We start from the raw sequence: 24512 nt of genomic DNA, 5'->3' as shown, positions 1-24512 counted from the left end.
AAAGAGAACAGCGCAAACCCCCAAGGAGCTATTTCCCCCCATGGTCAGTATGTTGTCCATCATTCCCCCGGTCTCCAGCCAGCCCGGCGGCGTCAGCGTTCCGGGCATAGTGATCAGCGTCGGTGTCGGTGTCGGCGTCTGGCTTGTTGCCACCTTCATCATCTCGCGCATCACCAAGCGGGTGGCGTCCGGAAGCAATTTCTTCAAGAAACCCACGTTCAAGTGGGTGGCACCTGCCCTCAGGGCCCTGGACCACGAACGGCGCGTCCAGCGGGCGGAAACCATCGGGTCGCTGCTGAACAGCATCGTCGGGGTCCTGGTGGCAGTCATCACCGGCATGTATGTCCTGCAGAACCTGGACATCAACATCGCTCCCCTGCTGACCAGCGTGGGAATCCTGGGTGTGGCCATCGGCTTTGGCGCCCAGCAGCTGATCCGCGACTTCCTGGCCGGGATCTTCATCACCATCGAGGACCAGTACGGCATCGGCGATGTCATCGAAACCAGCGAGGTGGTGGGCGTCGTGGAGTCCATGGGGCTCCGGATCACGCGGGTCCGCTCCGACGACGGCGCCATCTGGTACCTGCGCAATGGCGAGATCCTGCGCGTGGGAAACCGCTCGCAGGGCCGTTACCTTCCGCTGCATGAGTCCGAGGACGGTACCACCGACCAGGCCTCTGCCCACGTGGAGACCCCAAAGACTGACCAGAAAGCCGGCGAGTAGCATGACTCTTCCCATCGAACCACGCCCCGGGGTCCCGGGCCCCCTCCAGCCACAGCGGCCCCAGCTGATGCAGAACGACCCCTTCAGCCAGCCGGCGTACACCGACAGTTTCTACGAAGCCGTGGGCGGCCACGAGACGTTCGTGAAGCTCATTGATGTTTTCTACGACGGGGTCGCCGCCGATCCGCTGCTTCGGCCGATGTACCCGGAGGAAGACCTGGCTCCGGCAAAGCGCCGGTTCCTGATGTTCCTTGAGCAGTACTGGGGCGGACCCACAACCTACGGTGAGGAGCGCGGGCATCCGCGCCTGCGGATGCGGCACATGCCCTTCAAGGTCACGCCGGAGGCAAAGGACCGGTGGCTGTTCCACATGCGCGCGGCAGTGGACACCCTGGACCTGCCGCCGCTCTATGAGGGAACACTGTGGGAGTACATGGAGCGTGCGGCCCTGTCCATGGTGAACAGTCCGTCCGGCGCGTGATGCCCGCCCGCCGGGAGCCCGGGTTTACAGGAGGCCGCTGCCGGTGCGCGCCAGGACGTGCCCGCGCGGGCCACTGAGCCTGAACCAGCGGCCGGCACGGTAGAGTGCCTGTTCGCCGTCGGCAAGGAACCCCAGGGCAAGTGCTGCGAAAGCTGCGCCGGCCGGCAGGCCGGAGTGGTCCAGTTCGCGTCCCCACACGGCAGCCCGGGCGTTGTTGACGATCAGGGCGCCGGGCTTGTCCGGCACGATGCCCGCCACTTCGCCGATGCCCGACTCGGCGGCCTCCCGCAGGCGGGCGTCGCTGATGGCGCCCAGCGGCTCCCATCCGCCACGCGGGGCGCCTACCCCGGTCCAGGATTCGGTGACGGTGGTGGGCGGAACCGGCAGGTCGACGTCGGATGCGCCGGCGCGGGCAAGCCGGTCCAGGACGGCCGCCAGGGGCACCGTGACGTCTGTCGCTGACGGCTCCGCCAGCGCCATGGTGCGCAGGCCCAGGATGGTGGGGGTCGATTCACCAAGCAGCCGGGGCCGCAGGACGCACACGTAGGCCGCCAGGACGGAGCCGGCGGCCTGGAGCCGGATGGCGCCGTCGTCAATTGCCTTGGCGCGGGTGGCGAACGTCTTCAGGTCCGCAAGATCCCTGGGATCGGCGAAACGGAAGGACGAAGTGAGGAGATCAGACACAACAAGAACACTACCGGCTGCGGGCAGGTTGAGTGGTTCCGCGGCCGCCGTCTAGAGTCGGACCATGACTGAAGCCGAAGCCGGACTGCTGGCGCCCCCCAGCGGCGATCCCACCTCATCGCTGATCGAACTGCTGGACCTTGGTGATCTCGAAGGCGCCCGGACGGACGAGGACATCTTCCTCGGCCCCTCCCAGCGGCAGCCGCATCACAGGGTCTTCGGCGGCCAAGTGCTGGCGCAGTCGCTTGTTGCTTCCACCAGGACGGTTGATCCGGACCGGCTGGTCCATTCCATGCACGGCTACTTCCTGCGGCCCGGCGACGCCAACAAGCCCATCACGTTCGGTGTGGAGCGGTTGCGGGACGGCAGGTCGTTTTCGGCCAGGCGTGTCCATGCCTACCAGGACGGTGTGCCGATCCTGTCCATGATTGCTTCCTTCCAGGTTGAAGCGGAGGGCATTGAACACGCGGCCGCCATGCCGGCCGGGATCCCGGATCCGGAGTCGCTTCCCAGCACTGCGGACCTGCTGGGCAAGTTCGACCATCCGGTGGCGCGGCATTGGGCGTATGAGCGGCCCTTCGACATCCGGCATGTAGACCCTGCCCTGTACGTTTCGGCCAATGGTCCGCGCGAGGCGCGCAACGCCGTTTGGATGAAGACCCTCGGTCCCGTGCCGGACGACCCCAACCTGCACCGGGCGGCCCTGGCCTATGCCAGCGACTACACCCTGCTCGAGTCAATCCTCCGGAGGCACGGACTGAGCTGGATCACCCCCGGGATGAACGTTGCCAGCCTGGACCATGCCATGTGGTGGCACCGTCCCGCCCGGGTGGACGACTGGCTGCTGTACGTCCAGGAGTCGCCCAGCGCCCAGGGCGCCCGCGGCCTGGCCACCGGCAGGATCTTCAACAGGGCAGGCCAGCACGTCGCCTCCGTGGCCCAGGAGGGCATGGTGCGGGTCCCGCTCGACACGGCGGGAACGCCCGAATCCGGGTCATAGGGAATCCCTGGACGACATAAGGGCGGCACCCTCTCGGGTGCCGCCCTTATGTCTTCGTGGGTAGGCCGCTTTGTCGGCCGCGGTTTAGTCGCGGGTGAGGCGGCGGTGGGTCACACGGTGCGGCTTGGCAGCGTCGGGTCCGAGGCGTTCGACCTTGTTCTCCTCGTAGGATTCGAAGTTGCCCTCGAACCAGTACCACTTCGAGGGGTTTTCCTCGTCACCCTCGTAGGCGAGGATGTGGGTGGCCACCCGGTCGAGGAACCACCGGTCGTGGGAAACGACGACGGCGCAGCCGGGGAACTCCAGCAGAGCGTTTTCCAGGCTGCTGAGGGTTTCGACGTCGAGGTCGTTGGTGGGCTCGTCAAGGAGCAGCAGGTTGCCGCCCTGCTTCAGGGTCAGGGCAAGGTTCAAGCGGTTCCGCTCACCACCGGACAGGACGCCGGCCTTTTTCTGCTGGTCCGGGCCCTTGAAGCCGAATGCTGCAACGTAGGCGCGGGAGGGCATCTCCACGTTGCCGACCTGGATGAAGTCCAGCCCGTCGGACACGACCTCCCACAGGGTCTTGTTGGGGTCGATGCCGCCACGGCTCTGGTCCGCGTAGGAGATCTTGACCGACTCGCCGATCTTCAGGTCGCCGCCGTCAAGCGGTTCCAGGCCCACGATGGTCTTGAACAGCGTGGTCTTGCCAACACCGTTGGGGCCGATGACGCCCACGATGCCGTTCCGCGGCAGGCTGAAGGACAGCCCGTCGATGAGGGTCCGGTCCTCGAAGCCCTTCTGGAGGTTCTTTGCCTCCAGCACCACGCCGCCGAGGCGGGGTCCCGGCGGGATCTGGATTTCTTCGAAGTCAAGCTTGCGGGTGCGGTCGGCCTCCGCAGCCATTTCCTCGTACCGGGCCAGACGCGCCTTCGACTTGGTCTGGCGGCCCTTGGCGTTGGAGCGGACCCAGTCCAGTTCCTCCGCGAGGCGCTTGGCCTGCTTGGCGTCCTTCTTGCCCTGGATCTCAAGGCGGGCGCGCTTCTTCTCCAGGTAGGTGGAGTAGTTGCCTTCGTAGGGGTAGAGGTGTCCGCGGTCCACCTCGGCGATCCACTCGGCCACGTGGTCGAGGAAGTACCGGTCGTGGGTGACGGCGAGGACGGCGCCCGGGTAGCTCGAAAGATGCTGCTCGAGCCACAGCACGCTTTCGGCGTCCAGGTGGTTGGTGGGCTCGTCGAGGAGCAGCAGGTCCGGCTTCTGCAGCAGGAGCTTGCACAGTGCCACGCGGCGGCGCTCACCACCGGAAAGGTTGGTAACGTCGGCGTCGGCCGGCGGGCAGCGGAGGGCATCCATGGCCTGCTCGAGCTGGGAGTCGAGGTCCCAGGCGTCGGCGGCATCAATGGCTTCCTGCAGTTTGCCCATCTCTTCGAGGAGGGTGTCGTAGTCGGCGTCCGGGTTGGCCATTTCCTCGGAGATCTCGTTGAAGCGCTGGATCTTGCCGTAGATCTCGCCAACGCCTTCTTGGACGTTGCCCAGGACGGTCTTTTCCTCGTTCAGCGGCGGTTCCTGAAGCAGGATGCCCACGCTGTATCCGGGGCTGAGCCTGGCCTCACCGTTGGAGGGCGTGTCCAGCCCGGCCATGATCTTGAGAATGGTGGACTTACCGGCACCGTTGGGGCCCACAACACCAATCTTGGCACCCGGGAAGAAGGACATGCTTACGTCATCAAGGATGAGCTTTTCGCCAACGGCCTTGCGGGCCTTGGTCATTGTGTAGATAAATTCCGCCATGGTCTCAAATCTAGTGGGTCGGCGGGCAGATCTCACATTTGCAGGGATCCTTCGGATCGATCAGGACCCGACGAAGCACTTCCCGCTGGCAAGGACGGGCAGGACGGTGACGGTCACGGCCCCTTCCCGGACCTGTCCGATCACGCAGTCCTTGCCTTGCAGCACCGCCGCCTCGATGGCATCCGCTTCCAGCCCGGTCGGCGTGCGGCTTTGCGAGACCTGGAGCACGCCCGGTGAAATGCCGGCTCCCGTCAGGGCGTCGCTTACCTGCCCCGTGGCGGGTTTGGGGGCACCGGCGGCCAACTTGGTCAGGGCGTCGGTGACCGTCCGCTTCACCGTCTCGGTGGCCGCGGCGTCGGCGGCCTGCGACGAAGCTCCGGAGGTGTCCGCGAGCGCCCCGCCGCTGTTTTCACCAGTGGCCGCCGAGGCCTGGGGCCGCGCGGACTGTCCCTGCGTGGCCTGGGCGACAGCTGACGGAGCCGGGTTGCCGGGCTGGGCCATGGCAGGATCGTTCGATGCAGGACCGGCAACGCACCCTGTCAAGAGTGTGGCCAGGACGGCGCACGCCAGCGCTGCACCGGCCCGGTTGTACTGCCGGTGGGAAAGGGTGTGCCGCATGGTGCCATTCTGCCATGGCCCCGTAAGCGGACGGGCGGTGGACGGCCGGGGGGTGCCGCCGCTCCGCCCGCCCGGGACCTGATGGGACGCGCTGAAGGCTGATGCGTGGTTCCTAGGCTTCTGCGAGTTCCCCCGTTTCGAGGTCAAGCGAGGCCATGGCACCATCACTGTCCTCGATGACCACTGACAGATGGCCTTCATCGTCCGGGTGTTCGTCGTCCCTGTCCTCGGGCTCATCCGGGAGTTGGTCCAAGCCCGGGTGGGGGCCGGGCTCGGGGGCTGGTGGTTGTTCCACGAGCGAGAGCGCCGGCCGTGACGATGTCCGGATGAAGTTGGCCGATCCCAGCGAAAGGTCGTGCCCCACGGTGTCGGCGTCAATGACGGTGGAGTGGTAGATGCGCCCGTCCTTCTCCCAGGTGCGGATCTTCAGTTTGCCAACCACGATGACGGGCTGCCCTTTCCTGATACTGCATCCAAGGGTTCCCGCGAGCTGGCGGTAGCCCTGGACGGTGAACCAGTTGGTGTGGCCGTCATGCCAGGTTTTGGATTCCCGGTCGAAACGGCGGCTGGTGGAACCGACGCGGAAAGAGGCCGTGGCCACTCCCCCCGGCGTGGTGGAACTCGTGATCTCGGTGGCCACGAAGCCCCGGATGGTGATCGTTTCGCTCATCTCTTCGTCCTGTCTCAATGGTGCTGCCCTGTGCAGGCATGACCAGCATTGCGCCCGGCGGCGGACGGAAGGAGGGGGAGGTTGGTGTATGTGGACAACGATGGTGCAGGTGCCTTTGTGGAGGGACAGTGGGTGGCGGATGACAGCGCCGGCAGCTCCGGCAAGGTAAACTTTTCGAGGCGCCGGCGTACAGGCCGGAACCCATTGCCTCAGTAGCTCAGGGGATAGAGCAGCGGCCTTCTAATCCGCCGGTCGGGGGTTCGATTCCCTCCTGGGGCACCCGGATACGCCCCGGTCTTCGGACCGGGGCGTTTTTTGCATTAACCCTTGCTATGCCAGCAGCCTGTGCGGCGCTTCGACGAGCGACCGGATGACACTGCCGGCGGCACCCAAGAGCGCCCCCGACTCCCCCACGGCCGAAACCGAGACCTGGCCGGCCGCGTACCTGCCTGGAGCGTACTTTTGCAGGCTCTCAAGCAGCGGAGTGCGGAGCCATGGTTCGAGGACGGCGAAGTGGCCGCCGAGGACGACGGAGGCAATATTGACCACCCGGGCTGTTGACGCGAGCGCTATGCCCAGGCAGCGCCCCGCACGCTCGACGGCGGCCAACGCCCCGGGCTGCCGTGCGTCCAGCGCCTGGAGGAGCTTGGCCATGGCGGCCGAACGCGAATGTTCCACGGGTCCAATCCCGGTCGCCTCGAAGATGGCATCCTGGCCGGCCACGGTTTCCAGGCAGCCCGTCCCGCCGCATGAGCATCGCGCGCCGTCGGGGTCCACCACGATGTGGCCCACTTCGCCGGCGTGGCCGCCGGGGCCCGTGAAGAGTTCGGACCCAATCACCAGGCCGCCACCGACGCCCACCTCACCGGAGACAAAGAGGAAATCGGATGCCCCATCGGGCCGGTGCCGCAGCTCGGCCAAGGCCGCAGCGTTGGCTTCGTTGAAGAGGGCAACCCCCAACGGCGCTTCCGGCAGGAGGGCGCCAAGGTCAAGGTCGACGCCGGCCCAGCCCAGGTTGGGTGCCGTGAGCACCCGTGCGGCGGCAGGGTCCACCAGCCCGGGCACGGCGAGCCCGCCGCCCAGGACCTCGACGCCGTGTTCCCCGGCCGCACTCCGTACCCGGGCGGCCAGAACGGCGAGCGCCGCCATGACGGGACCTTCCACGCTGTTGCGGTTGTCGCGTTCCTGCACTTCACGGACCAGCACTTTTCCGGCCAGGTCAACCACTGCAGCGGAGATGTAGTCCACATTGATCTCCATCCCCATCACTGCCCGGCCGGGGTTGAGTTCCAGCCCGACACCCGGCCGCCCGCGCCCCTGCGGGTTGAAGCCGATCTCGCGGATGATGCCGGCATGCAGGAGATCCAGCACCAGGCTGGACACGGATGCCTTGGTCAGGCCGGTAGCGGCTGCCAGCTGGGCACGGCTGGGATGGGCCCCCCGCGGGAACTCGGCGATCCGCCCCAGCACCAAGGCCAGGTTGCTTCGCCGGACGTCACCCACGCTTCCAGGGGCCGACCCCCCGGATCCCGCCACGGCAGGTGCCGGTATCACCATCACAAAGCTCCTCCGTCAGCACGTGGGCCCGGCCGTCATGTGCCCGCCGGACCCTTGACCCCACCCTACGTCCACCCATATAGTTCAGGCAATAAACTAAAGCTTCGCATCCGGCGGAGCACTCGATTGCAAGGACGCATCATGACTCACTCCCCCACCCCCGCTGACAAGTTCACCTTTGGCCTTTGGACCGTCGGCTGGACCGGCGCCGACCCGTTCGGCGTGGCCACCCGCGCCGCGCTGGATCCCGTGGAAGCAGTCCACCGGCTCAGCGAACTGGGCGCCTATGGCATCACCTTCCACGACAACGACCTGGTCCCTTTTGACGCCACCGCCTCCGAGCGGGAGCTGATCCACAAGAACTTCCGCGCAGCCCTGGCAGAGACCGGCCTGAAGGTTCCGATGGTCACCACCAACTTGTTCAGCCACCCGGCGTTCAAGGACGGCGGCTTCACCTCGAACGACCGCTCCATCCGCCGCTTCGCCCTCTCCAAGGTCCTGCGCAACATCGACCTCGCCGCGGAACTCGGCGCCGAAACCTTCGTCATGTGGGGCGGCCGCGAAGGCAGCGAGTACGACGGATCCAAAGACCTGGCCGCCGCGCTTGACCGGATGAAGGAGGGCGTGGACACCGCAGCGGGCTACATCAAGGACAAGGGCTACAACCTGCGGATCGCACTGGAACCCAAGCCCAACGAACCCCGCGGCGATATCTTCCTGCCCACTGTCGGACACGGCCTGGCCTTCATCGCCCAACTGGAACACGGCGACATCGTGGGCCTGAACCCGGAAACCGGCCACGAGCAGATGGCCGGGCTGAACTTCACCCACGGCATCGCCCAGGCCCTCTGGGCCGGCAAACTCTTCCACATCGACCTCAACGGACAGCGCGGCATCAAGTACGACCAGGACCTTGTCTTCGGCCACGGCGACCTGACCAGCGCCTTCTTCACGGTGGACCTGCTCGAAAACGGCTTCCCGGGGGGCGGACCGAAGTACGACGGCCCGCGCCACTTCGACTACAAGCCTTCCCGCACCGACGGCTACGACGGCGTCTGGGAATCCGCCAAGGCCAACATGTCCATGTACCTGCTGCTCAAGGAGCGGGCCCTCGCCTTCCGCGCCAACCCCGAAGTCCAGGAGGCGCTCAAGGCCTCCGGCGTCTTCGAACTCGGCGAGCCCACGCTCAACGCCGGCGAAAGCACCGCGGACCTGCTCGCCGACGCCGCCTCCTTCGAGGACTTCGACGCCGACAAGGCCGCCGAGCGCTCCTTCGCGTTCGTCCGCCTCAACCAGCTTGCCATCGAACACCTCCTGGGCGCCCGCTAGGCCATGGCACTCGTCGCAGGGATCGACAGTTCAACCCAGTCCTGCAAAGTGGTAATCCGCGACGCGGACACCGGAGAACTGCTCCGCCAAGGCCGCGCCGGCCACCCCGACGGCACCGAGATCCATCCGGACCACTGGTGGACGGCGCTGCAAAAAGCCGTTGCCGAAGCGGGCGGCCTGGATGACGTGGCCGCCATCTCCGTCGGCGGCCAGCAGCACGGAATGGTCTGCCTCGACGCAGACGGTGACGTGGTCCGTCCGGCACTGCTGTGGAACGACACCCGCAGCGCCGGGGCAGCGGTGGAGCTCATCAACGGCGCCGGCAGCGGAGACCCCGTTGCCGGCGCCCGGTACTGGGCCAACGCCACGGGCACCGTCCCCGTGGCCTCACTGACAGTGACCAAGCTGCGCTGGCTTGCGGAGAACGAGCCGGACAACGCCGCCAAGGTCGCGGCCGTATGCCTCCCGCACGACTGGCTGACCTGGCGGCTCGCCGGTTACGGGCCCGGCAGCGGCGCATCGGGCCTGGCCGCACTGTCAACGGACCGCTCTGATGCCTCGGGCACCGGGTACTACTCGTCGGCGGAGGGCCGGTACCTGCCGGACGTCCTGGCATCCGCGCTGGGACACGTCCCCGCCGTCCCCAAGGTTCTCGGGCCACTGGAACAGGCGGGCCGCACCCCCGCCGGCTCCTTGCTCGGAGCCGGTGCCGGGGACAACGCGGCCGCCGCGCTCGGCGCCGGAGCGGACCTGGGCGACGTCGTCATGTCCCTGGGCACCTCCGGAACCGTATTTGCCGTCTCGGACACGGCGCCGGCGGATGCATCGGGACTGGTGGCCGGGTTCGCCGATGCAGCCGGCCACTACCTTCCGCTGGTGTGCACGTTGAACGCCACGCGTGTTTTCGATGCCACCGCCGCCCTGCTGGGCGTCGACCTGGCGGAGTTCAACAGGCTGGCACTCTCTGCCGAACCGGGCGCCGGAGGCCTGGCCCTGGTCCCGTACTTCGACGGGGAACGGACGCCCAACCTCCCGGACGCCACCGGCACCCTGCATGGCATCACGCGGGCCAACTACACCCCCGCCAACCTGGCGCGCGCCGCCGTCGAAGGCGTGGTCTGCTCCCTGGCTGACGGCCTGGCAGCGTTGCAGGACCAGGGCGTGGCCGCGCGGAGGATCCTCCTCGTGGGCGGCGGCGCCCAGTCCGACGCAGTGCAGGACGTCGCAGCGCGCCTGCTGGGAACCCGTGTCACGGTTCCCCTCCCGGGCGAGTATGTCGCGGACGGAGCGGCCCGCCAGGCCGCCGCCGCACTCACCGGGCAGTTCCCCGCCTGGTCCGCGGACGCCGTCGAGCTGCCCGTGGGAACGGACGACGCCGGCGTGCTGGCCCGCTACCGCAGCGTCGCCTTGGCGCACGCCTAGGTCGGTCCGCGAAACCACGAAGGACCCGGACCGCCTGCGGCGGTCCGGGTCCTTCCATATGGGGCGCGGGCTCCTGCCTGCGGAAAACGCCGGCAGGAGCCCACGGTCTGTATCCGGTCAGGCGAACGGGAGGACGAGCTCCGCGTACCGCTCCTTGACCGTGGCCAGGACGGCATTGCCGTCCGTGTCCCAAATCTCCTGGTTGAAGATCTCCACCTCGATGTCTCCGGTGTAGCCGGCGTCCCGCACCCAGGTGCCGATCGTGGCGAAGTCCACCACGCCGTCGCCCATGTACCCGCGGGACAGCAGCGGGTCCGCGGCGATGGGCATGTTGAAGTCGCACACCTGGTAGGAGGCGAGGCGGTTTTCCCGGCCCGCGCGCCCGATCTGCGCCTTCAGTTCCGGGTCCCACCAGACATGGAAGGTGTCGACGGCGACGCCCACCGTTGAGGGATCGAACGGCGCGGCGAGGTCCAGCGCCTGCCCCAACGTGGAAATCAGGGCACGGTCGGCCGCATACATCGGGTGCAGCGGCTCCAGCACCAGGCGTACGCCGTGCTCCGCAGCGAACGGGACCAGGTCGGCGAGCCGGTCGGCAACGCGCTGCCGCGCCGCCACGACGTCCTTCTCCCCCAGGGCCAGGCCGCCGACCACCAGGAAGAGTTCCCGGGTGTCCAGGGCCACAGCCTCAAGGATCGCCGCGCGGTTGTCCGCGAGCGCAGCCGCCTGGCCGTCGGCGTCCGCCGCGGTGAGGAACCCGCCGCGGCACAGCGAGGATACACGCAGGCCGGCATCCTTGATCAGGCGGGCCGCCTTGTCCAGGCCGGCCTCCTCCACCCGGTCCCGCCAGGGGCCGATCGAGGGAATGCCGGCGTTGACGCACCCCTCCACCACCTGGGCGAGCGTCCACTTCTTGGTGGTGGCGCTGTTGATGGACAGGCGCGCGAAGTCGCTCATACGCCCACCCCGTTGATGCGCAGGTAGTCGGACATCCGGAAGGCCGCCAGTGCGGGGTCTTTCAGCAGTCCGGCCTGGTCCGCGAGCTCGAAGGTCCTGGCCAGGTGGCAGACCGAGCGGCCCGAATGCAGGCCGCCCACCATCTGGAAACCGGGCTGCTTGCCGTTGAGCCAGGACATGAACGCGATGCCCGTCTTGTAGTAGAACGTAGGGGCGCTGAAGATGTGCTTGCCCAGTTCCCGCGTGGAGTCGAGGATTTCGCGGGCTTTGGCGGCGTTGCCTGCGTCGTAGTTCTGCAGGGCGACCGAAGCGGCGGGGTAGATTGCCGCGAAGATGCCCAGCAGGGCGTCGGAGTGGTGGCTGCCATCGCCGTCGATCAGTTCCGGGTAGTTGAAGTCGTCGCCGGTGTAGAGCCGGACGCCCTCGGGCAGGGCCGCCCGCAGGGCCACCTCGTGGCCGGCATCGAGCAGCGAGACCTTGACACCGTCCACCTTGGCGGAGTTGTCCATAATGAGGCCGAGGAACGTTTCGGTGGCCGTGGCAACGTCGTCCGATCCCCAGTAGCCGGCGAGGGCGGGATCGAACATGGTGCCCAGCCAGTGCAGGATGACCGGCTGGTCCACTTCCTGCAGCAGGGTGGAGTACACCTCCAGGTAGTCTTCGGGGCCGCGTGCCACTTTTGCCAGGGCGCGGGAGGCCATGAGGATGACCTTGGGCCCGGCCTCGGTGACGACGGCGATCTGCTCGCGGTAGGCCTCAAGGACGGCTTTGATGCCGGCCTCGCCGGAGGGCAGGGCGTCGATGTCCAGCTGGTCGGTGCCGGCGCCGCAGGAGACGAGGTCGCGGACGGACTTGCCGGCGGTGGCCGCGTTGCCGGACGAAACCACGGAGGCAGCTTCCACCCCGGTCCGCTTGATGAGCTGCTGGGTGGCGGACCAGTCCAGGCCCATGCCCCGCTGGGCGGTGTCCATGGCGTCGGCCACGCCCAGGCCGTAGGACCACAGCTCGTGGCGATAGGCCAGCGTGGCGTCCCAGTCCAGCCGCGCGGGGGTACCCGGGGTGTTGTCGGCGAGGACTTCGGGGATGACGTGGGCGGCGGCGTACGCCCGGCGTGCGGTCAGGGGTGCCGTGGGGCGGGCCCACGTGGCGCCGCCCTGCAGCCGGTACTCCCTGGTGCCGCCGTCTTCGGAGGGAAGGATGAGGGAAGTCATTAGAGCGTGATCTCCGGGATGTCGATGGTGCGGCGTTCGTCGTTGGACTGCAGGCCCAGCTCGGCGAGCTGGACGCCCCGGGCGGCGGAGAGCAGGCCAAAGCGGTGTTCACGGCCGGCGACGACGTCGCGGAGGAATTCCTCCCACTGCAGCTTGAAGCCGTTGTCCAGGTCGGCGTTGGCCGGTACTTCCTGCCACTGGTCGCGGAACGACTCCGTCACCGGAAGGTCGGGGTTCCAGACGGGCTTGGGAGTGTGGGCACGCTGCTGGGCGACGCACTTGTTCAGGCCGGCGACGGCCGAGCCGTGGGTGCCGTCCACCTGGAATTCCACCAGTTCGTCGCGGTATACCCGGACAGCCCAGGAGGAGTTGATCTGGCCGACGACTTCGTCGCCGGCCGGGGTAACGAGCTCGAAGATGCCGTAGGAGGCGTCGTCGGCGGTTGCCTTGTACTCCTTGCCGGCTTCGTCCCAGCGTGCCGGAATGTGGGTGGCGGTTTTGGCATTGACGCTCTTGACCTTGCCGATGATGCCTTCGAGCACGTAGTTCCAGTGGCAGAACATGTCGGTGGTCATTCCGCCGCCGTCTTGCTTGCGGTAGTTCCAGGACGGGCGCTGGGCCGCCTGGATGTCGCCTTCGAAGACCCAGTAGCCGAACTCGCCGCGGATGGACAGGATCCGGCCGAAGAAGCCTTCGTCCACCAGACGGCGGAGCTTGACCAGGCCGGGAAGGTACAGCTTGTCGTGCACAACGCCGGCCGTCACGCCGGCCTCCTTGCCGATGCGGGCCAGTTCAATGGCCTCCTCCAGGGTTTCTGCCGTCGGCTTTTCCGTGAAGATGTGCTTGCCTGCCAGCATGGCCTTTTTCAGGGTGGCGGCGCGCAGGCTGGTCATGGACGCGTCGAAGACGACGTCCACGGTGGGGTCGTTGATCACGGCGTCCAGGTCCGTGGTCCACTCGGACACCTTGTGCTGCTCCGCCAGCTCGCGGATTTTGGCTTCGTTGCGGCCCACCAGGATGGGCTCCACCTGGACCCGGGTGCCGTCTTCCAGCGTGAAGCCGCCGGCGTCGCGGATGGGCAGGATGGACCGCAGCAGGTGCTGGCGGTAGCCCATGCGGCCGGTGATGCCGTTCATGGCAATACGGATCGTTTTAGTTTCGAAGCCCATGTGTCCTCCACGGTGAGTGAGCAAGGTGTACTCAAGAAGAATCGGGAAAGCGCATTCCCTCTGTTTCCATGATGCACCGCGCCGTTCCGCTTGGCAAGCGCTTTCCGGAAGTAGTTTGAACTGTCATAATGTCCTTAGCCGTTCAGGCCGCCCCGACCACCAGGAGATGCTGTGGCTGCTAGTACCCTTACCGAGGTTGCCCGCCTCGCCGGCGTCTCGCCTGCCACGGCGTCCCGCGTGCTGAACGGCTCCGCCCGGACCCCAGGCAAGGACATTGCCGAGCGCGTCCGCCAGGCGGCGGACTCACTGGGGTACATCCCCAATGCGCAAGCCCAGGGCCTTGCCAAATCCAGCTCGGGCCTGATCGGCCTGATTGTCCACGACATCGCCGACCCGTATTTCGCCGCCATTGCCCGCGGCGTGCAGGATGCCGCTCGGGAACAGCGGAAAATGGTGCTCCTTGCCACGACGGGGGGCGGCCCCGCTGAAGAAAAGGAGGCCGTGGCCGCCTTCGCCGCCCGCCGTGCCGACTCCATCGTGATCGCCGGTTCGCGCTCCTGCCGCGCCGAGGACCAGGAGGGCAACGCACAGCTGGCCGCCGAACTGGACCGCTATTGCCGCAACGGCGGCAGGGTGGCAGTGGTGGGGCATCCCGTGGTGGGCGCCACCGCACTGGAGGGCTACCACGTCGTCGAAGTCCCCAACCAGGAGCTTGCGGGCCGGCTGGCCACCGAGCTTGCCGCCGGCTGGGATGGCGACTTCGTCATCATCGGCGGGCCCGACGGCCTGTACACCTCCGATGACCGGGTCCGGGGTTTCCAGGAAGGCCTGGCACGCGCCGGACACCGCCCGGCAGAGGTGCTCAGGAGCGCTTTCAACCGTTCGGGCGGCTACGAGGCCGGCCTGCAACTGGCCGCACGGATCAAGGCAGCCTCCGCCGGCAACCCTGCCGCGCCGAAGCTTTGCATTTTCGCGGTCAACGACGTGATGGCGATCGGCGCCGCAGCAGCACTGCGGTCCGAGGGGCTGAGGATTCCCCGCGACGCGTCAATCGCAGGTTTCGACGACATCGAAACGCTGCGGGACTTCCGGCCGGCCCTGTCCACCGTGCGCCTGCCGCTCGAAGATATTGGACGGCTGGCAACCAGGGCCACCCGCCCCCGCCCGGCCGGCCAGGACCAGGAAGCAGCGCCCGACGAAGCCGTTACCGGCGAGGTCACGCTGCGGCGCAGCACCGAGGCCGCCGCCGTATGATGCCGCGAAGGATCACCGCGGTTCCGGCCTGCACTGAAGCCGCGGGCCCCCGCCCGGCCATCCTTGTCCTGCCCGGCGGCGGTTACGCGCGCCAGGCGGACCACGAGGCGGAGCCGGTTGCGGAATGGCTCGCAGCGCTGGGTATCCACGCTTTCGTCCTGCGTTACCGGGTGGCGCCGGACCGCCACCCGGCGCCCCTTGAAGACGCCAAGGAGGCCATGCTCTCCATCCGGAGCGGACCGCACGGCCTGGCCGTTGACCACGAGCGTGTGGGCGTCCTGGGATTCTCGGCCGGCGGCCATCTGGCGGCCACGCTGTCCACCGCAGCAGCCACCGGCAACCGGGACCTCGACGTCGATGCCGCCGTCCCGGACCTCTCGGTCCTTTGCTACCCTGTGGTGTCGCTGATCCAGGACACGCACCAGGGGTCGGTGGACAACCTCCTGGGCGGGCTGCCGCCGTCGAACCTTCTTGCGGACCTCTCCGCGGACCGGAACGTGACAGCCCGGACCCCGCCGGCTTTCCTCTGGCACACCGCGGACGACGACGCTGTCCCGGTGGCCAACAGCCTGAACTACGCCAAGGCGCTGATCGCCGCCGGCGTTCCTGCCGAACTGCACGTCTTCCCGGAAGGGCGGCACGGACTCGGACTGGCAGCCGGTGACCCCGGCCCCGGACAGTGGACGTCCTTGTGCGCGTCCTGGCTGGTTCGTGCCGGCTGGGCGGAGCCCACGGCCGCAGCAACCCTCACCGCAGCAGCCGGCCGCCTTTAGCCCCGCCGGTCCACCGCGCGGATGGTCCAGCCCGCCGAGTGGGACTCTCCCGGCTCCAGGTGGATCAGGTCCGTTCCGGAATTGAACGCGTCCGGCGGGCAGGTCATGGGCTCAACCGCGAGGCCCAGCCGGTCCGGACCGACAGGCTTGTCTCCCGTGTGCACCTGGACCCAAGGCCACTCCGGCCCCCATTCAAGCTCCACGCCCGTGCCCGATGGATCCATGACGCGCACGCGCGCCAGTCCGGCAGCGTCGCGGGAGATACCGGTGAAAGCGTGGTCGATCCTGACCGGTCCCAACCTGTGCGGGAGGCGGAAGTCGAAAGCATCCTGCTCCACCTGCCGGATGGCCACCGGGAGCAGCCGGTCCGGGGTGACCTCGAGGTAGGCAGCTGCCGGAAGTTCCAGGGACCAGTCATCCAGTGGAGCAGGGCCGGCGACAAGGTAGGGATGGGGGCACACTCCATACGGCGCGGCCCGGGTACCGGTGTTGACGGCGGTGACCGTACCGCGGAGGCCGACATCGGAGAGGGAATAGGCGACCGTGAGTTCCAGGCTGCCCGGGTAGCCCGGCCCGGCCGGAACGCGGCAGCCCAACACCACCCGGTCCGTCGATGCCTCCACAATGTCCCAGGCCTGATGGATGGCCAGCCCGTGCAGGGCCGATCCGCGCTCCGGCTCATTGATGGCGGCCGAATAGGACTGGCCGGCGTACGAATAGGCACCGTCAGCGAGCCGGTTGGGCCACGGTGCACAGATGACGCCCCGGTAGTCCGGGACCCCGCCCTCCGGCCCAAAGCCCACCACCAGGTTCCGGTCCCCGCAGCGCAGCTCCCGGAGGGCGCCACCGCGGGTGGTCACGACGGCGGTGTAGGGTCCGTGGGTAATGCGGACTTCGGTTCCGGGCATGGCTTCCTCCGCGATGATCTTTGTTAGCGCTAAAACAGCATACGTCATCGCAACGGAATCCGGCTGGCTAGAGTTGCCCCATGGAAGCGGCACCCGACCAGCACCTTATCGCCGCCGTCAGGAGCGCACTGTGGGAGCTGTCCGACCCCGATCGTGCCGCCGGCGCGCAGGCGTACATGAAGTCTTCCGTTCCGTCGCTGGGTGTCCGGGTCCCGGATGTCCGGCGGATCGCGGCGCACGCTACGGCAGAGTTTCCTCCGGCATCAGCCGCCGGGCTGCGCGCCACAGCGCTGCAACTGTGGCGCACGGCAGCGTTCCGGGAAGAACGCTATGCAGCCATCGACCTGACCGGCAACCGGCTGGTTGCCAAAGACCTGGACACGCTGCCGGTGTACGAGGAAATCATCCGCACCGGAGCATGGTGGGATTTCGCAGACGGCGTGTCCGGCAGGATCTGCAACCTGCTGCTGGCTCACCCGGCCGAGATGTCCGCGGTGCTGAGGACGTGGAGCCGTGATCCGGACTTTTGGATTCGGCGCGCTTCCATCACATCGCAGCTGCGGGCCAAGGAAGCCACCGATACGGTGCTGCTTGCCGATGTCATTGAACCGAACCTGGCGGACCGGGAATTCTTTATCCGCAAAGCGATCGGCTGGGCGCTGCGCGAGTACGCCAAAACGGCGCCGGAGTGGGTGCAGGAATTCGTCGCCCTGCACGGGCAGGAGATGAGTCCGTTGTCCCGCAGGGAGGCCCTGCGGAGGATCAGCGCCGGCCGGCCGCAGCGTCCCCGCTAAATGACGGGACGTTCGACGACGGGCTCGTGCGACTTCCGGAACAGCCGGCGGGTGCCGGGATCCCAAAAGATCAGGTAAAGCCCAAAGAGCAAGGCGGTCAGGGCAGCCGCAATCCGGGCCAGCAGGAGGGCGAAGCCCAGGTCCTGGGTCTGCAGGTAGGGAAAGACGTCCAGCTGGTCCGAGATTGCGTAGATCATGAAGAACGACACCACGAAGTACAGGGCCTTGACCTGCCAGTCATTACGAATGCCCGTCACGGCGAACAACGGAATCAGCCACACTACATACCAGGACTGGATGATGGGGGCCAGCAGGACCACGGCGGCCAGGCCGAGCGTGAGACGGCGCATCAGCCGGTCATGGTCGCCCTTGAGGATCTGCCAGGCAAGGATGGCCACGGCAAGCAGCTTGCCGGCGTCGAACACCCAGCCCGCCGGGACTGAGCCGTCGAGGCCGAACGCGTTGGCAAGGGACCCCACCACCATGCCGAGCAGGCCCACCGGGGCATACCAGATGGAGATACTGCCGGGGGCGGAGAGTCCGTTGATCCAGCCGAAGCCGAAGCCGTTGACCAGGCTCATCAGGGCCAGCAACGCCAGGCTCAGGCCGGCCGTGAGCGCCCAGAATGCGATCTTTCGCAGCCACCCCGCGTTCCTGCCCGCCCAGAGGAGGCCGATGAACGGAAGGAACACGATGGTGATGGGCTTGACGGCGATGGACAGCGTGACCAGCGCGACGCCCCGGACCTCCCGGCGGGTCGCGGAGTAGTAGAGCCCGGCAAGGGCCAGCCCGATCATGAGTGAGTCATTGTGCACGCTGGCAATGAAGTTGGTCAGGAAGAGCGGGTTGGCCGCGGTGAGCCACAAGGCCCTGTGCGGGTTGATGCCGTGCAGCTCTGCGAGCCGGGGCACGTAGATCACGCAGAGCACCACGCCGGCCAAGGCAACCAGCCGGAACAGCATGATGCAGGCTTCCGGCTGGACGTTGGTCACCCACACAACGAACTGCTCGATCCAGAGGAACAGCTGGCCGTAGGGAACCGGAGCTTCGGTCCACTGCTTGTCGGCTCCCAGCTGGAAGTAGTTGGACAGGGCGGAAATGCCGTTTTCGTACGGGTTGAACCCTTCCACCATCAGCCGCCCCTGGCCGATGTAGGCATAGACGTCGCGGCTGAACAACGGGACGCTGAACATCATGGGGAGCCCCCACGCCACCACCGCCGCCAACGTGGCGCGACGGGCCTGGCCGCCCCACACCCGGACTTTTTGGCCGAGCCGCAGCCAGGCGCGCACCAGCAGCATGCCCCCTGCCGCGACCAGCACGATGGACAGGGCCACGCCCGGCGCTTCGGTGCGCATCCAGATGAACAGCGGCATGCGGCGGAGTTCGGAGACCGGCGCGAGCCAGCCCACGCCGGCGGAACCGAACATCATGAACATCGACCCGAGGAAGCCGGCAAGCAGTGGAGAGCGGGGATTGTCCACCTCGGCACCGCCCGCCGGGGCAGTACCAGCCGCCGCCATCTCCCCCGTTGCGGGCACAGGCGCCGTCATCTCAGGAATGTCCAATCTTCTTGCGTTTCCGCTGTTACCCGGCGGACCGCGTGGGCGGCCGGAACATCTTCGAAGGCGGCGGGGCGACCCGCCGCGTACCCGAAATCCTAGCATCGGCGGGGCGTCCGGGGCGGTAACGGTAGGCTGGTCCGGTGCCTATATCTAACGAACGAATCGTCTGGATCGACTGCGAAATGACCGGCCTGGACATCAAGAACGACGCCCTCATCGAGGTGGCAGCCCTGGTCACCGATTCGGAACTGAACATCCTCGGGGACGGTGTCGACGTGGTGGTCAAGCCCGAGGACGCGGCCGTCGCCCAGATGTCCGACTTCGTCCGGGACATGCACACCAAGTCCGGGCTCCTGGCGGAACTCCCCCACGGCAAGACCATGGCGGAGGCTGAGGCCGCCGTCATGGAGTACATCTCCGCGTGGGTTCCGGATCCGCGGAAGGCTCCCCTGGGCGGCAACTCCGTGGGCACCGACCGGGTGTTCCTCTCCCGCGACATGCCCGCCGTCGTGGAGCACCTGCACTACCGGGTGATTGACGTCAGCACCATCAAGGAACTCTCCCGCCGCTGGTTCGCGCGGGCGTACTTCCAGTCACCGGCGAAAAAGGGCGGCCACCGGGCACTGGGCGACATCAAGGACTCCATTGATGAACTCCGCTACTACCGCGAAGCGGTGTTCGTGCCGGCGCCGGGCCCTGACAGCGCCACCGCCCAGAAGATCGCCAGGCGCATCACCAGCGGCGACGCTGCCAACCCTGCCGGCGAGTAATCTGCGCCACGTTTGGAGGAAATTTCGCGGAAATCGCCGAAAGTGGACAAAGCACCCCTTCCGAGCAGGTAAGCTATTTGAGTTGCGTTTCCAGGGAGCCGGTAACACGGCCTGACCTTGAAACACATGGTGGGCGTAGCTCAGTTGGCAGAGCGCCTGGTTGTGGTCCAGGAGGTCGCGGGTTCAACCCCCGTCGCTCACCCTCACGGGGCGGCACTTGCAGCCGTCAACAAGGAGGCCGCACCGGATATCCGGTGCGGCCTCCTTTGTTGTGTCCCACCAAGATACGTGCAGGGACGCCGGCGCTGCCGGCCCCGAAGCCGAAGGACTAATGCTATGACCGTTCTGCCGATTACCATCTGGGGCGAGCCCGTCCTGCACCGCCGGGCAGCCGAAGTCGAGGTTTTCGACGACGATCTGCGCAGCCTGATTGCCGACATGTTCGAGACCAACGACGCCGCCAACGGCGTGGGTCTCGCGGCGCCGCAAGTCGGCGTGGGCAAGCGGATCTTCGTCTACAAGTACGCCAACGACGACGGCGCGCCACTGAGCGGTGTGCTGGTGAACCCTGTCCTCACCCTCTCCAAGGTTTCCGGCGCCGCCCCGGACCCGGACGAGGAAGAAGAGGGCTGCCTGTCCTTCCCGGGCGAGCAGTACCCGCTGAAGCGGGCCGAGTGGGCCCGGGTGGAAGGCTTCGACGGTTTCGGCGAGCCGGTGAAGTTCGAGGCGACGGGCTGGTTTGCCAGGGTCATCCAGCATGAATTCGACCATCTGGACGGCAAGCTGTACGTCAACCGGTTGATGGACCGCTACGCCCGGAAGGCCCTGAAACAGGCCAAGAAGAACGGGTGGGGCGTGCCAGGGCTGACCTGGATGCCCGGCGTCGATCCCGACCCGTTCGGCCACTAAGCGGTTCCCGGGCCGCCCCTCAGCCGGCGGTGATCGTTGGCTGCCCGGGGCAGGATGCCAGCACTTTCTTCATGGCATCCTTCTCCGCCGCAGTCACCCACAGGCCGTAGGCGGCCTTGACGGAGATCTGCCGGGCTACATAGTGGCAGCGGATCGCAGTGTTTTTCGGAAGCCAGGTTGCGGCGTCACCGGCACCCTTTTTCTGGTTCGCCTGCCCGTCGGCGGCGATCAGGTTGAGCGGATCGTTGGCGAGGCTCTGGCGTTCCTTCGGGGTCAGGCCCTGTGCTCCCTTTTGCCAGGCGTCGCCCAGGGCCACCACATGGTCGATCTGCACCGCGCTGCTGGTGTCGGCGCCGCGGCGGAATTCAATGGCGTGTCCGGTGTACGGCTCCTGGAAATGACCGCCCGATACCTGGCACGTGGAACCGTCGGCGAAGATGACTCCCGCGAGGTCGCGCCGCAGGATGTCGTTGCGGGTATCGCACCCGTTCCGGTCCGCATCCAGCCACGCCTGGCCGAAGGCTTCCCTGCTGTAGCCCGTATTCGGCGCCCTGCCCTTCACGGCCAGGCCATCCAGGGCAGAAACGGCGGCCCCTCCCGGTACCGGATGGGGCTCCGCCACCGGCTTCATCCAGGCGGCATCGAACACCGGCGCCTCCGTCGGCCCGGCGGCCGCAGGTCCGGCTGCCGCGAACTGTCCGGCGGTGAAGAACCAGAAAAGCGCGGCCACCGCTGAGACGGCGAAGGCGGCCAGCAGACCCCAAGCCTGCCGGGACCGGCGGCGGGCACGGCGATAGTCGGACCAGCTGACAGTCACGGCGGTGATACCGGATCACTAGTGGGAGGCACCCCACGAGCCTAGGACGGGGAGCCCGGCCGGCGGCCGATATCCACACTGTGGAGGACGGGTGATCCCTCACCCGCCCGCGGCATCTACTGCTCGCGCGTGACCCTCCGGAGGTCCTCCTCCGCGGTGGCCAGGAGTTCCTCGAGTTGGCGGACGCGCTCCTCGCTGGCGTCCCCGGCCTGGTGGGCGGCGCGGGCGCCCTCCAGGAGCCTGAGGGCTTCCTTGTGGTTGGCCTTCGCCACGTCGAGTGCGTGTTCGAGGGTGGTCTCGTGCTGAAGCGTCGATTCGTTGTCCATGCCACCAGTCTGGTCCGGTTTCCCGGCTGATTCCAGTGAACCAGCCGGGAATTGGCAGGACGTGTCGCTTTTGGTCAGACGGCGATGGCGGCCAGGGCGGCCGCGCTTTCCTTGGCAGGGAACGACGGCGGGTTCACGCCGGCCATCTCCTCCATGACCCGGACCACCTGGCAGCTGTAGCCAAATTCGTTGTCGTACCAGACGTAGAGGACCAGGTTCTTGTCCGTGGACACCGTGGCCAGGCCGTCAACGATGCCGGCGCGGCGGGAACCCACGAAGTCGGTGGAGACCACCTCGGGCGAGTCGATGTAGTCGATCTGCTTGCGCAGGTCCGAGTGCAGCGACATCTCGCGCAGGTAGTTGTTCACCTCATCCTTGGTGGTGCCGTTCTCCAGGCTGAGGTTCAGGATGGCCAGGGAGACGTCCGGGGTGGGAACGCGGATGGAGCTGCCGGTCAGCTTGCCCAGGAGCTCGGGCAGGGCCTTGGCCACCGCCTTGGCGGCACCGGTTTCGGTGATGACCATGTTCAGCGCGGCCGAGCGTCCGCGGCGGTCGCCCTTGTGGAAGTTGTCGATCAGGTTCTGGTCGTTGGTGAAGGAGTGCACGGTTTCCACGTGCCCGTGGATCACGCCGAACTTGTCGTTGATGGCCTTCAGGACCGGAGTGATGGCGTTGGTGGTGCAGGAGGCTGCGGAAACGATCCGGTCGGAGTCGTCGATGTCCCGGTGGTTGATGCCGTGGACAATGTTCTTCAGTTCACCCTTTCCCGGAGCCGTCAACAGGACGCGTGCAACACCCTTGCTCTGGAGGTGCTGGGACAGTCCTTCGGCGTCGCGCCAGCGGCCCGTGTTGTCCACCACCAGGGCATCCTTGATTCCATAGGCGGTGTAGTCGATGGTGGCGGGATCGTTCGAGTAGATCACCTGGATACGGACGCCGTTGGCCGTAATGGTGTTGGCCTCTTCATCGATCCGGATGGTGCCCTCGAAGGAACCGTGGACCGAGTCCCGGCGGAGCAGGCTGGCCCGCTTGGAAAGGTCGTTGTCGGACCCGCGGCGGACCACGATGGCGCGCAGGCGCAGGCCGTGGCCGCCACCGGCCTTTTCGATCAGCAGGCGTGCCAGGAGCCGGCCGATGCGGCCGAAGCCGTAGAGCACCACATCGGTGCTGGTGCGTTCGTCGCCGCCACGCTTGCCAACGATCTCGGCGAGTTCGGCGCGGAGGAACTCTTCAAGGGTGGCCCCGTTGCCCTCTTCCTTGAATTTCTGGTTCAGGCGGGCGATGTCGATCGCGGCGGCGCCCAGGTCCAGCCCGGCCAGCGTGTTGAGCAGCGGTGCCGTGTCCTCCAGGAGCAGTTCGTCCTTGCTCATCCGGCGCGCGAAGCGATGTGCCTTGAGGATGTTCATGGTGGACTTGTTGATCAGGCTCCGGCCGTGGATGCTGGTCACCACGTTGTTTTCCCGGTACAGCCTGCCGATCACCGGGATCATGGCCTCGGCGAGGGCCTCCCGGCCCATCCACGTATCAAGACAAGAATCAGACGTCTGGCTCACTGAAATACCTTCCTCGGGTCAGCCGTGTACGTCCTCGTACACAGATGTAGGCCACCTGATGATGTCCAGGGGCACCGGCACCTGCAGGGGTCGGCCCCCAGGCACCTGGATCGCGTGCAAAGAAAAACCGCCGGCTGCGAACGCAACTTTCGGCGGTAGAACTCCTGCGTCCGGGATCCATTCTAATTTGGCGCAGCCCCCCGAACACGCCTGCGCTGCGTGAAATCACTCACACGGCTCACCCCGTGGGCTCAGTTGTGGATGGCAGCATACAAGTTGAGGCTGGCGGAAAAGACCACCCAGGAGAAGTACGGCAACACCAGCAGCCCTGCGGTGGCGTCCACCGGGCCGAACCGGACGATCAGGAACGCCAGGGTCGCGGCCAGGGTGCAGATGACGAGGAATGCCGCCCACAAAGCCGCGGCGCCTGCCATGGGGTACATCGCGAAAAACGCCACCGGCCACGCGGCGTTGAGCACGAGTTGGACGGAGTACCCTGCCAGGGCCGGGCCGGTCAATCCACCTTTGCGCCAGACCAGCCACGCCGCGGCGGCCACCCCGACGTACAGCACCATCCAGGTGATCCGGAACATCAGCGACGGCGGCATCCACGGCGCCTTGAGCGAGCCGGCATACCAGCCCGTGGAATTGAGGATGATGGGGATCGAGGCAAGCACCCACGCCGCAGCAGACAGTCCAAGGAAGCCCGCAAAGGCGACAATTTGGGAGCGCAGGCCGGGCAGGGTTCCGGCCGTTCCGGCGGCCGGCCGGAGATCAGTAATAACGGGCACGGTCCAGCATCCCCAACACAGCGCCCAAGGTCAAACCCGGTTTTGCGGATGGGACAGCCGGTACGCCGGGTTCTGTTCTCCCCTGCCGTTGCCGGCAAGGGAGCGACGGCCATCCATCTACGAGTACCGTTGCCGGCACCCTCCAGCGGCTTACCCGGACACTCGGGCGGGCAGCCCTCGAACGTGTCCTGTCTAGCCTTGCTCCGGGTGGGGTTTACCTAGCCTTCCCGGTCACCCGGGAAGCTGGTGGTCTCTTACACCACCGTTTCACCCTTACCTGCCCTCTCCGGCCAAGGCCGGACATGCAGGCGGTCTGTTTTCTGTGGCACTGGCCTGCGGGTTACCCCGAGTGGGCGTTACCCACCACCCTGCCCTGCGGAGCCCGGACGTTCCTCGAGCCACTTGCGTGGCGCGCGGCCGTCTGGCTGTCCCATCCGGATCCAGTCTACCGGGCGCCTCCGAC

At 67.2% G+C, this 24512-nt stretch carries 24 protein-coding genes, 2 tRNA genes and 1 other RNA gene; 12 read left to right on the top strand and 15 right to left on the bottom strand.

Annotation, left to right across the window (positions count from 1 at the left end):
- Window positions 1-40: 40 nt before the first annotated feature.
- Together AC4EEO_RS07645 and AC4EEO_RS07640 are read left to right on the top strand one after the other, a co-directional pair.
- Window positions 41-724, top strand: coding sequence for a mechanosensitive ion channel family protein (locus AC4EEO_RS07645; protein ID WP_018761589.1), 684 nt, complete (start codon window positions 41-43; stop codon window positions 722-724).
- Between the two features lies 1 nt (window position 725).
- Entirely contained in the window at window positions 726-1205 is a 480-nt protein-coding gene (locus tag AC4EEO_RS07640; RefSeq protein ID WP_133831677.1) for a globin, read from the top strand.
- Window positions 1206-1229: 24 nt separating this feature from the next.
- On the opposite strand, the gene AC4EEO_RS07635 is transcribed toward AC4EEO_RS07640, so the two are convergent.
- Window positions 1230-1889 (bottom strand): DUF8185 domain-containing protein, encoded by a 660-nt coding sequence (locus AC4EEO_RS07635; protein ID WP_018761591.1) that lies wholly within the window; start codon window positions 1887-1889, stop codon window positions 1230-1232.
- 64 nt (window positions 1890-1953) lie between these two features.
- Between AC4EEO_RS07635 and AC4EEO_RS07630 the strand changes: the two genes are divergently transcribed.
- The gene (locus AC4EEO_RS07630) at window positions 1954-2889 is read left to right on the top strand and encodes an acyl-CoA thioesterase (protein WP_133831679.1); all 936 of its coding nucleotides are present in this window, start codon (window positions 1954-1956) and stop codon (window positions 2887-2889) included.
- A gap of 84 nt (window positions 2890-2973) precedes the next feature.
- Here the strand turns inward: AC4EEO_RS07630 and ettA are convergent, their stop codons facing one another.
- From ettA to AC4EEO_RS07615, 3 genes are all read right to left on the bottom strand, one after another.
- Entirely contained in the window at window positions 2974-4656 is a 1683-nt protein-coding gene (gene ettA, locus AC4EEO_RS07625; protein WP_018761593.1) for an energy-dependent translational throttle protein EttA, read from the bottom strand.
- Between the two features lie 60 nt (window positions 4657-4716).
- The gene (locus AC4EEO_RS07620) at window positions 4717-5274 is read right to left on the bottom strand and encodes a DUF6993 domain-containing protein (protein WP_491340193.1); all 558 of its coding nucleotides are present in this window, start codon (window positions 5272-5274) and stop codon (window positions 4717-4719) included.
- A 112-nt stretch (window positions 5275-5386) separates the two neighbouring features.
- The gene (locus AC4EEO_RS07615; RefSeq protein ID WP_491340192.1) at window positions 5387-5944 is read right to left on the bottom strand and encodes a single-stranded DNA-binding protein; all 558 of its coding nucleotides are present in this window, start codon (window positions 5942-5944) and stop codon (window positions 5387-5389) included.
- Window positions 5945-6150: 206 nt separating this feature from the next.
- Here AC4EEO_RS07615 and AC4EEO_RS07610 point away from each other — a divergent pair.
- A tRNA-Arg gene (locus AC4EEO_RS07610) sits at window positions 6151-6223 on the top strand.
- Window positions 6224-6274: 51 nt separating this feature from the next.
- On the opposite strand, the gene AC4EEO_RS07605 is transcribed toward AC4EEO_RS07610, so the two are convergent.
- Window positions 6275-7501, bottom strand: a complete 1227-nt coding sequence (locus tag AC4EEO_RS07605) for an ROK family protein (RefSeq protein WP_491340191.1) — start codon at window positions 7499-7501, stop codon at window positions 6275-6277.
- A gap of 141 nt (window positions 7502-7642) precedes the next feature.
- On the opposite strand from AC4EEO_RS07605, the gene xylA reads away from it, so the two are divergent.
- Window positions 7643-8830 carry a xylose isomerase gene (xylA, locus tag AC4EEO_RS07600; RefSeq protein WP_491340190.1) on the top strand — a complete coding sequence of 396 codons (1188 nt, stop codon included), beginning with the start codon at window positions 7643-7645 and terminating at the stop codon, window positions 8828-8830.
- 3 nt (window positions 8831-8833) lie between these two features.
- Window positions 8834-10252 carry a xylulokinase gene (xylB, locus tag AC4EEO_RS07595; RefSeq protein WP_491340189.1) on the top strand — a complete coding sequence of 473 codons (1419 nt, stop codon included), beginning with the start codon at window positions 8834-8836 and terminating at the stop codon, window positions 10250-10252.
- 117 nt (window positions 10253-10369) lie between these two features.
- Here the strand turns inward: xylB and AC4EEO_RS07590 are convergent, their stop codons facing one another.
- From AC4EEO_RS07590 to AC4EEO_RS07580, 3 genes are read right to left on the bottom strand one after another with little or no spacing between them, the layout of a single operon-like run.
- A complete protein-coding gene (locus tag AC4EEO_RS07590; RefSeq protein ID WP_491340188.1) occupies window positions 10370-11209 on the bottom strand; it encodes a sugar phosphate isomerase/epimerase family protein in 840 nt (279 codons plus the stop codon).
- Window positions 11206-12420 carry a dihydrodipicolinate synthase family protein gene (locus tag AC4EEO_RS07585; RefSeq protein ID WP_491330073.1) on the bottom strand — a complete coding sequence of 405 codons (1215 nt, stop codon included), beginning with the start codon at window positions 12418-12420 and terminating at the stop codon, window positions 11206-11208. Before AC4EEO_RS07585 ends, AC4EEO_RS07590 begins: the two co-directional genes overlap by 4 nt.
- Window positions 12420-13589 carry a Gfo/Idh/MocA family protein gene (locus AC4EEO_RS07580; RefSeq protein ID WP_491330074.1) on the bottom strand — a complete coding sequence of 390 codons (1170 nt, stop codon included), beginning with the start codon at window positions 13587-13589 and terminating at the stop codon, window positions 12420-12422. The genes AC4EEO_RS07585 and AC4EEO_RS07580 overlap by 1 nt, the downstream gene beginning before the upstream one ends.
- A gap of 171 nt (window positions 13590-13760) precedes the next feature.
- Between AC4EEO_RS07580 and AC4EEO_RS07575 the strand changes: the two genes are divergently transcribed.
- The gene (locus AC4EEO_RS07575) at window positions 13761-14843 is read left to right on the top strand and encodes a LacI family DNA-binding transcriptional regulator (protein WP_109044442.1); all 1083 of its coding nucleotides are present in this window, start codon (window positions 13761-13763) and stop codon (window positions 14841-14843) included.
- Window positions 14840-15616, top strand: a complete 777-nt coding sequence (locus tag AC4EEO_RS07570; protein ID WP_491330075.1) for an alpha/beta hydrolase — start codon at window positions 14840-14842, stop codon at window positions 15614-15616. Before AC4EEO_RS07575 ends, AC4EEO_RS07570 begins: the two co-directional genes overlap by 4 nt.
- On the opposite strand, the gene AC4EEO_RS07565 is transcribed toward AC4EEO_RS07570, so the two are convergent.
- Complete coding sequence (locus tag AC4EEO_RS07565; RefSeq protein WP_491330076.1) at window positions 15613-16524, bottom strand: aldose 1-epimerase family protein; 912 nt, start codon at window positions 16522-16524, stop codon at window positions 15613-15615. The two genes, AC4EEO_RS07570 and AC4EEO_RS07565, sit on opposite strands and share 4 nt — an antisense overlap.
- 80 nt (window positions 16525-16604) lie before the next feature.
- Here AC4EEO_RS07565 and AC4EEO_RS07560 point away from each other — a divergent pair, with 80 nt between their 5' ends.
- Entirely contained in the window at window positions 16605-17318 is a 714-nt protein-coding gene (locus tag AC4EEO_RS07560) for a DNA alkylation repair protein (RefSeq protein ID WP_491330077.1), read from the top strand.
- On the opposite strand, the gene mptB is transcribed toward AC4EEO_RS07560, so the two are convergent.
- The gene (mptB, locus tag AC4EEO_RS07555) at window positions 17315-18871 is read right to left on the bottom strand and encodes a polyprenol phosphomannose-dependent alpha 1,6 mannosyltransferase MptB (RefSeq protein WP_491330078.1); all 1557 of its coding nucleotides are present in this window, start codon (window positions 18869-18871) and stop codon (window positions 17315-17317) included. The two genes, AC4EEO_RS07560 and mptB, sit on opposite strands and share 4 nt — an antisense overlap.
- A 152-nt stretch (window positions 18872-19023) precedes the next feature.
- Here mptB and orn point away from each other — a divergent pair, with 152 nt between their 5' ends.
- The 3 genes from orn to def all read left to right on the top strand — a co-directional run bounded on the left by orn (window position 19024) and on the right by def (window position 20562).
- Window positions 19024-19653, top strand: a complete 630-nt coding sequence (orn, locus tag AC4EEO_RS07550; protein WP_491340187.1) for an oligoribonuclease — start codon at window positions 19024-19026, stop codon at window positions 19651-19653.
- Window positions 19654-19782: 129 nt separating this feature from the next.
- Window positions 19783-19855: transfer RNA gene (locus AC4EEO_RS07545), tRNA-His, on the top strand.
- Window positions 19856-19989: 134 nt separating this feature from the next.
- Window positions 19990-20562: a peptide deformylase gene (gene def, locus AC4EEO_RS07540; RefSeq protein ID WP_491330079.1), complete on the top strand. Its 573-nt coding sequence runs from the start codon at window positions 19990-19992 to the stop codon at window positions 20560-20562.
- Window positions 20563-20581: 19 nt separating this feature from the next.
- On the opposite strand, the gene AC4EEO_RS07535 is transcribed toward def, so the two are convergent.
- The 5 genes from AC4EEO_RS07535 to rnpB all read right to left on the bottom strand — a co-directional run bounded on the left by AC4EEO_RS07535 (window position 20582) and on the right by rnpB (window position 24482).
- Window positions 20582-21379, bottom strand: coding sequence for an HNH endonuclease family protein (locus AC4EEO_RS07535; protein WP_491330080.1), 798 nt, complete (start codon window positions 21377-21379; stop codon window positions 20582-20584).
- A 116-nt stretch (window positions 21380-21495) separates the two neighbouring features.
- Window positions 21496-21705, bottom strand: a complete 210-nt coding sequence (locus AC4EEO_RS07530; protein WP_018761610.1) for a hypothetical protein — start codon at window positions 21703-21705, stop codon at window positions 21496-21498.
- A 74-nt stretch (window positions 21706-21779) separates the two neighbouring features.
- A complete protein-coding gene (locus AC4EEO_RS07525; protein ID WP_081624127.1) occupies window positions 21780-23258 on the bottom strand; it encodes a glyceraldehyde-3-phosphate dehydrogenase in 1479 nt (492 codons plus the stop codon).
- Between the two features lie 251 nt (window positions 23259-23509).
- Window positions 23510-24049, bottom strand: a complete 540-nt coding sequence (locus tag AC4EEO_RS07520) for a TspO/MBR family protein (protein ID WP_165837974.1) — start codon at window positions 24047-24049, stop codon at window positions 23510-23512.
- A gap of 45 nt (window positions 24050-24094) precedes the next feature.
- Window positions 24095-24482, bottom strand: an RNA gene (gene rnpB / locus AC4EEO_RS07515) — RNase P RNA component class A.
- Window positions 24483-24512 lie beyond the last annotated feature (30 nt).

The sequence above is a fragment of the Pseudarthrobacter sp. MOO13 genome (assembly GCF_058267655.1).
Note: the sequence above shows the minus strand (reverse complement) of the source record. Positions and strands in the feature narration are given on the sequence as shown.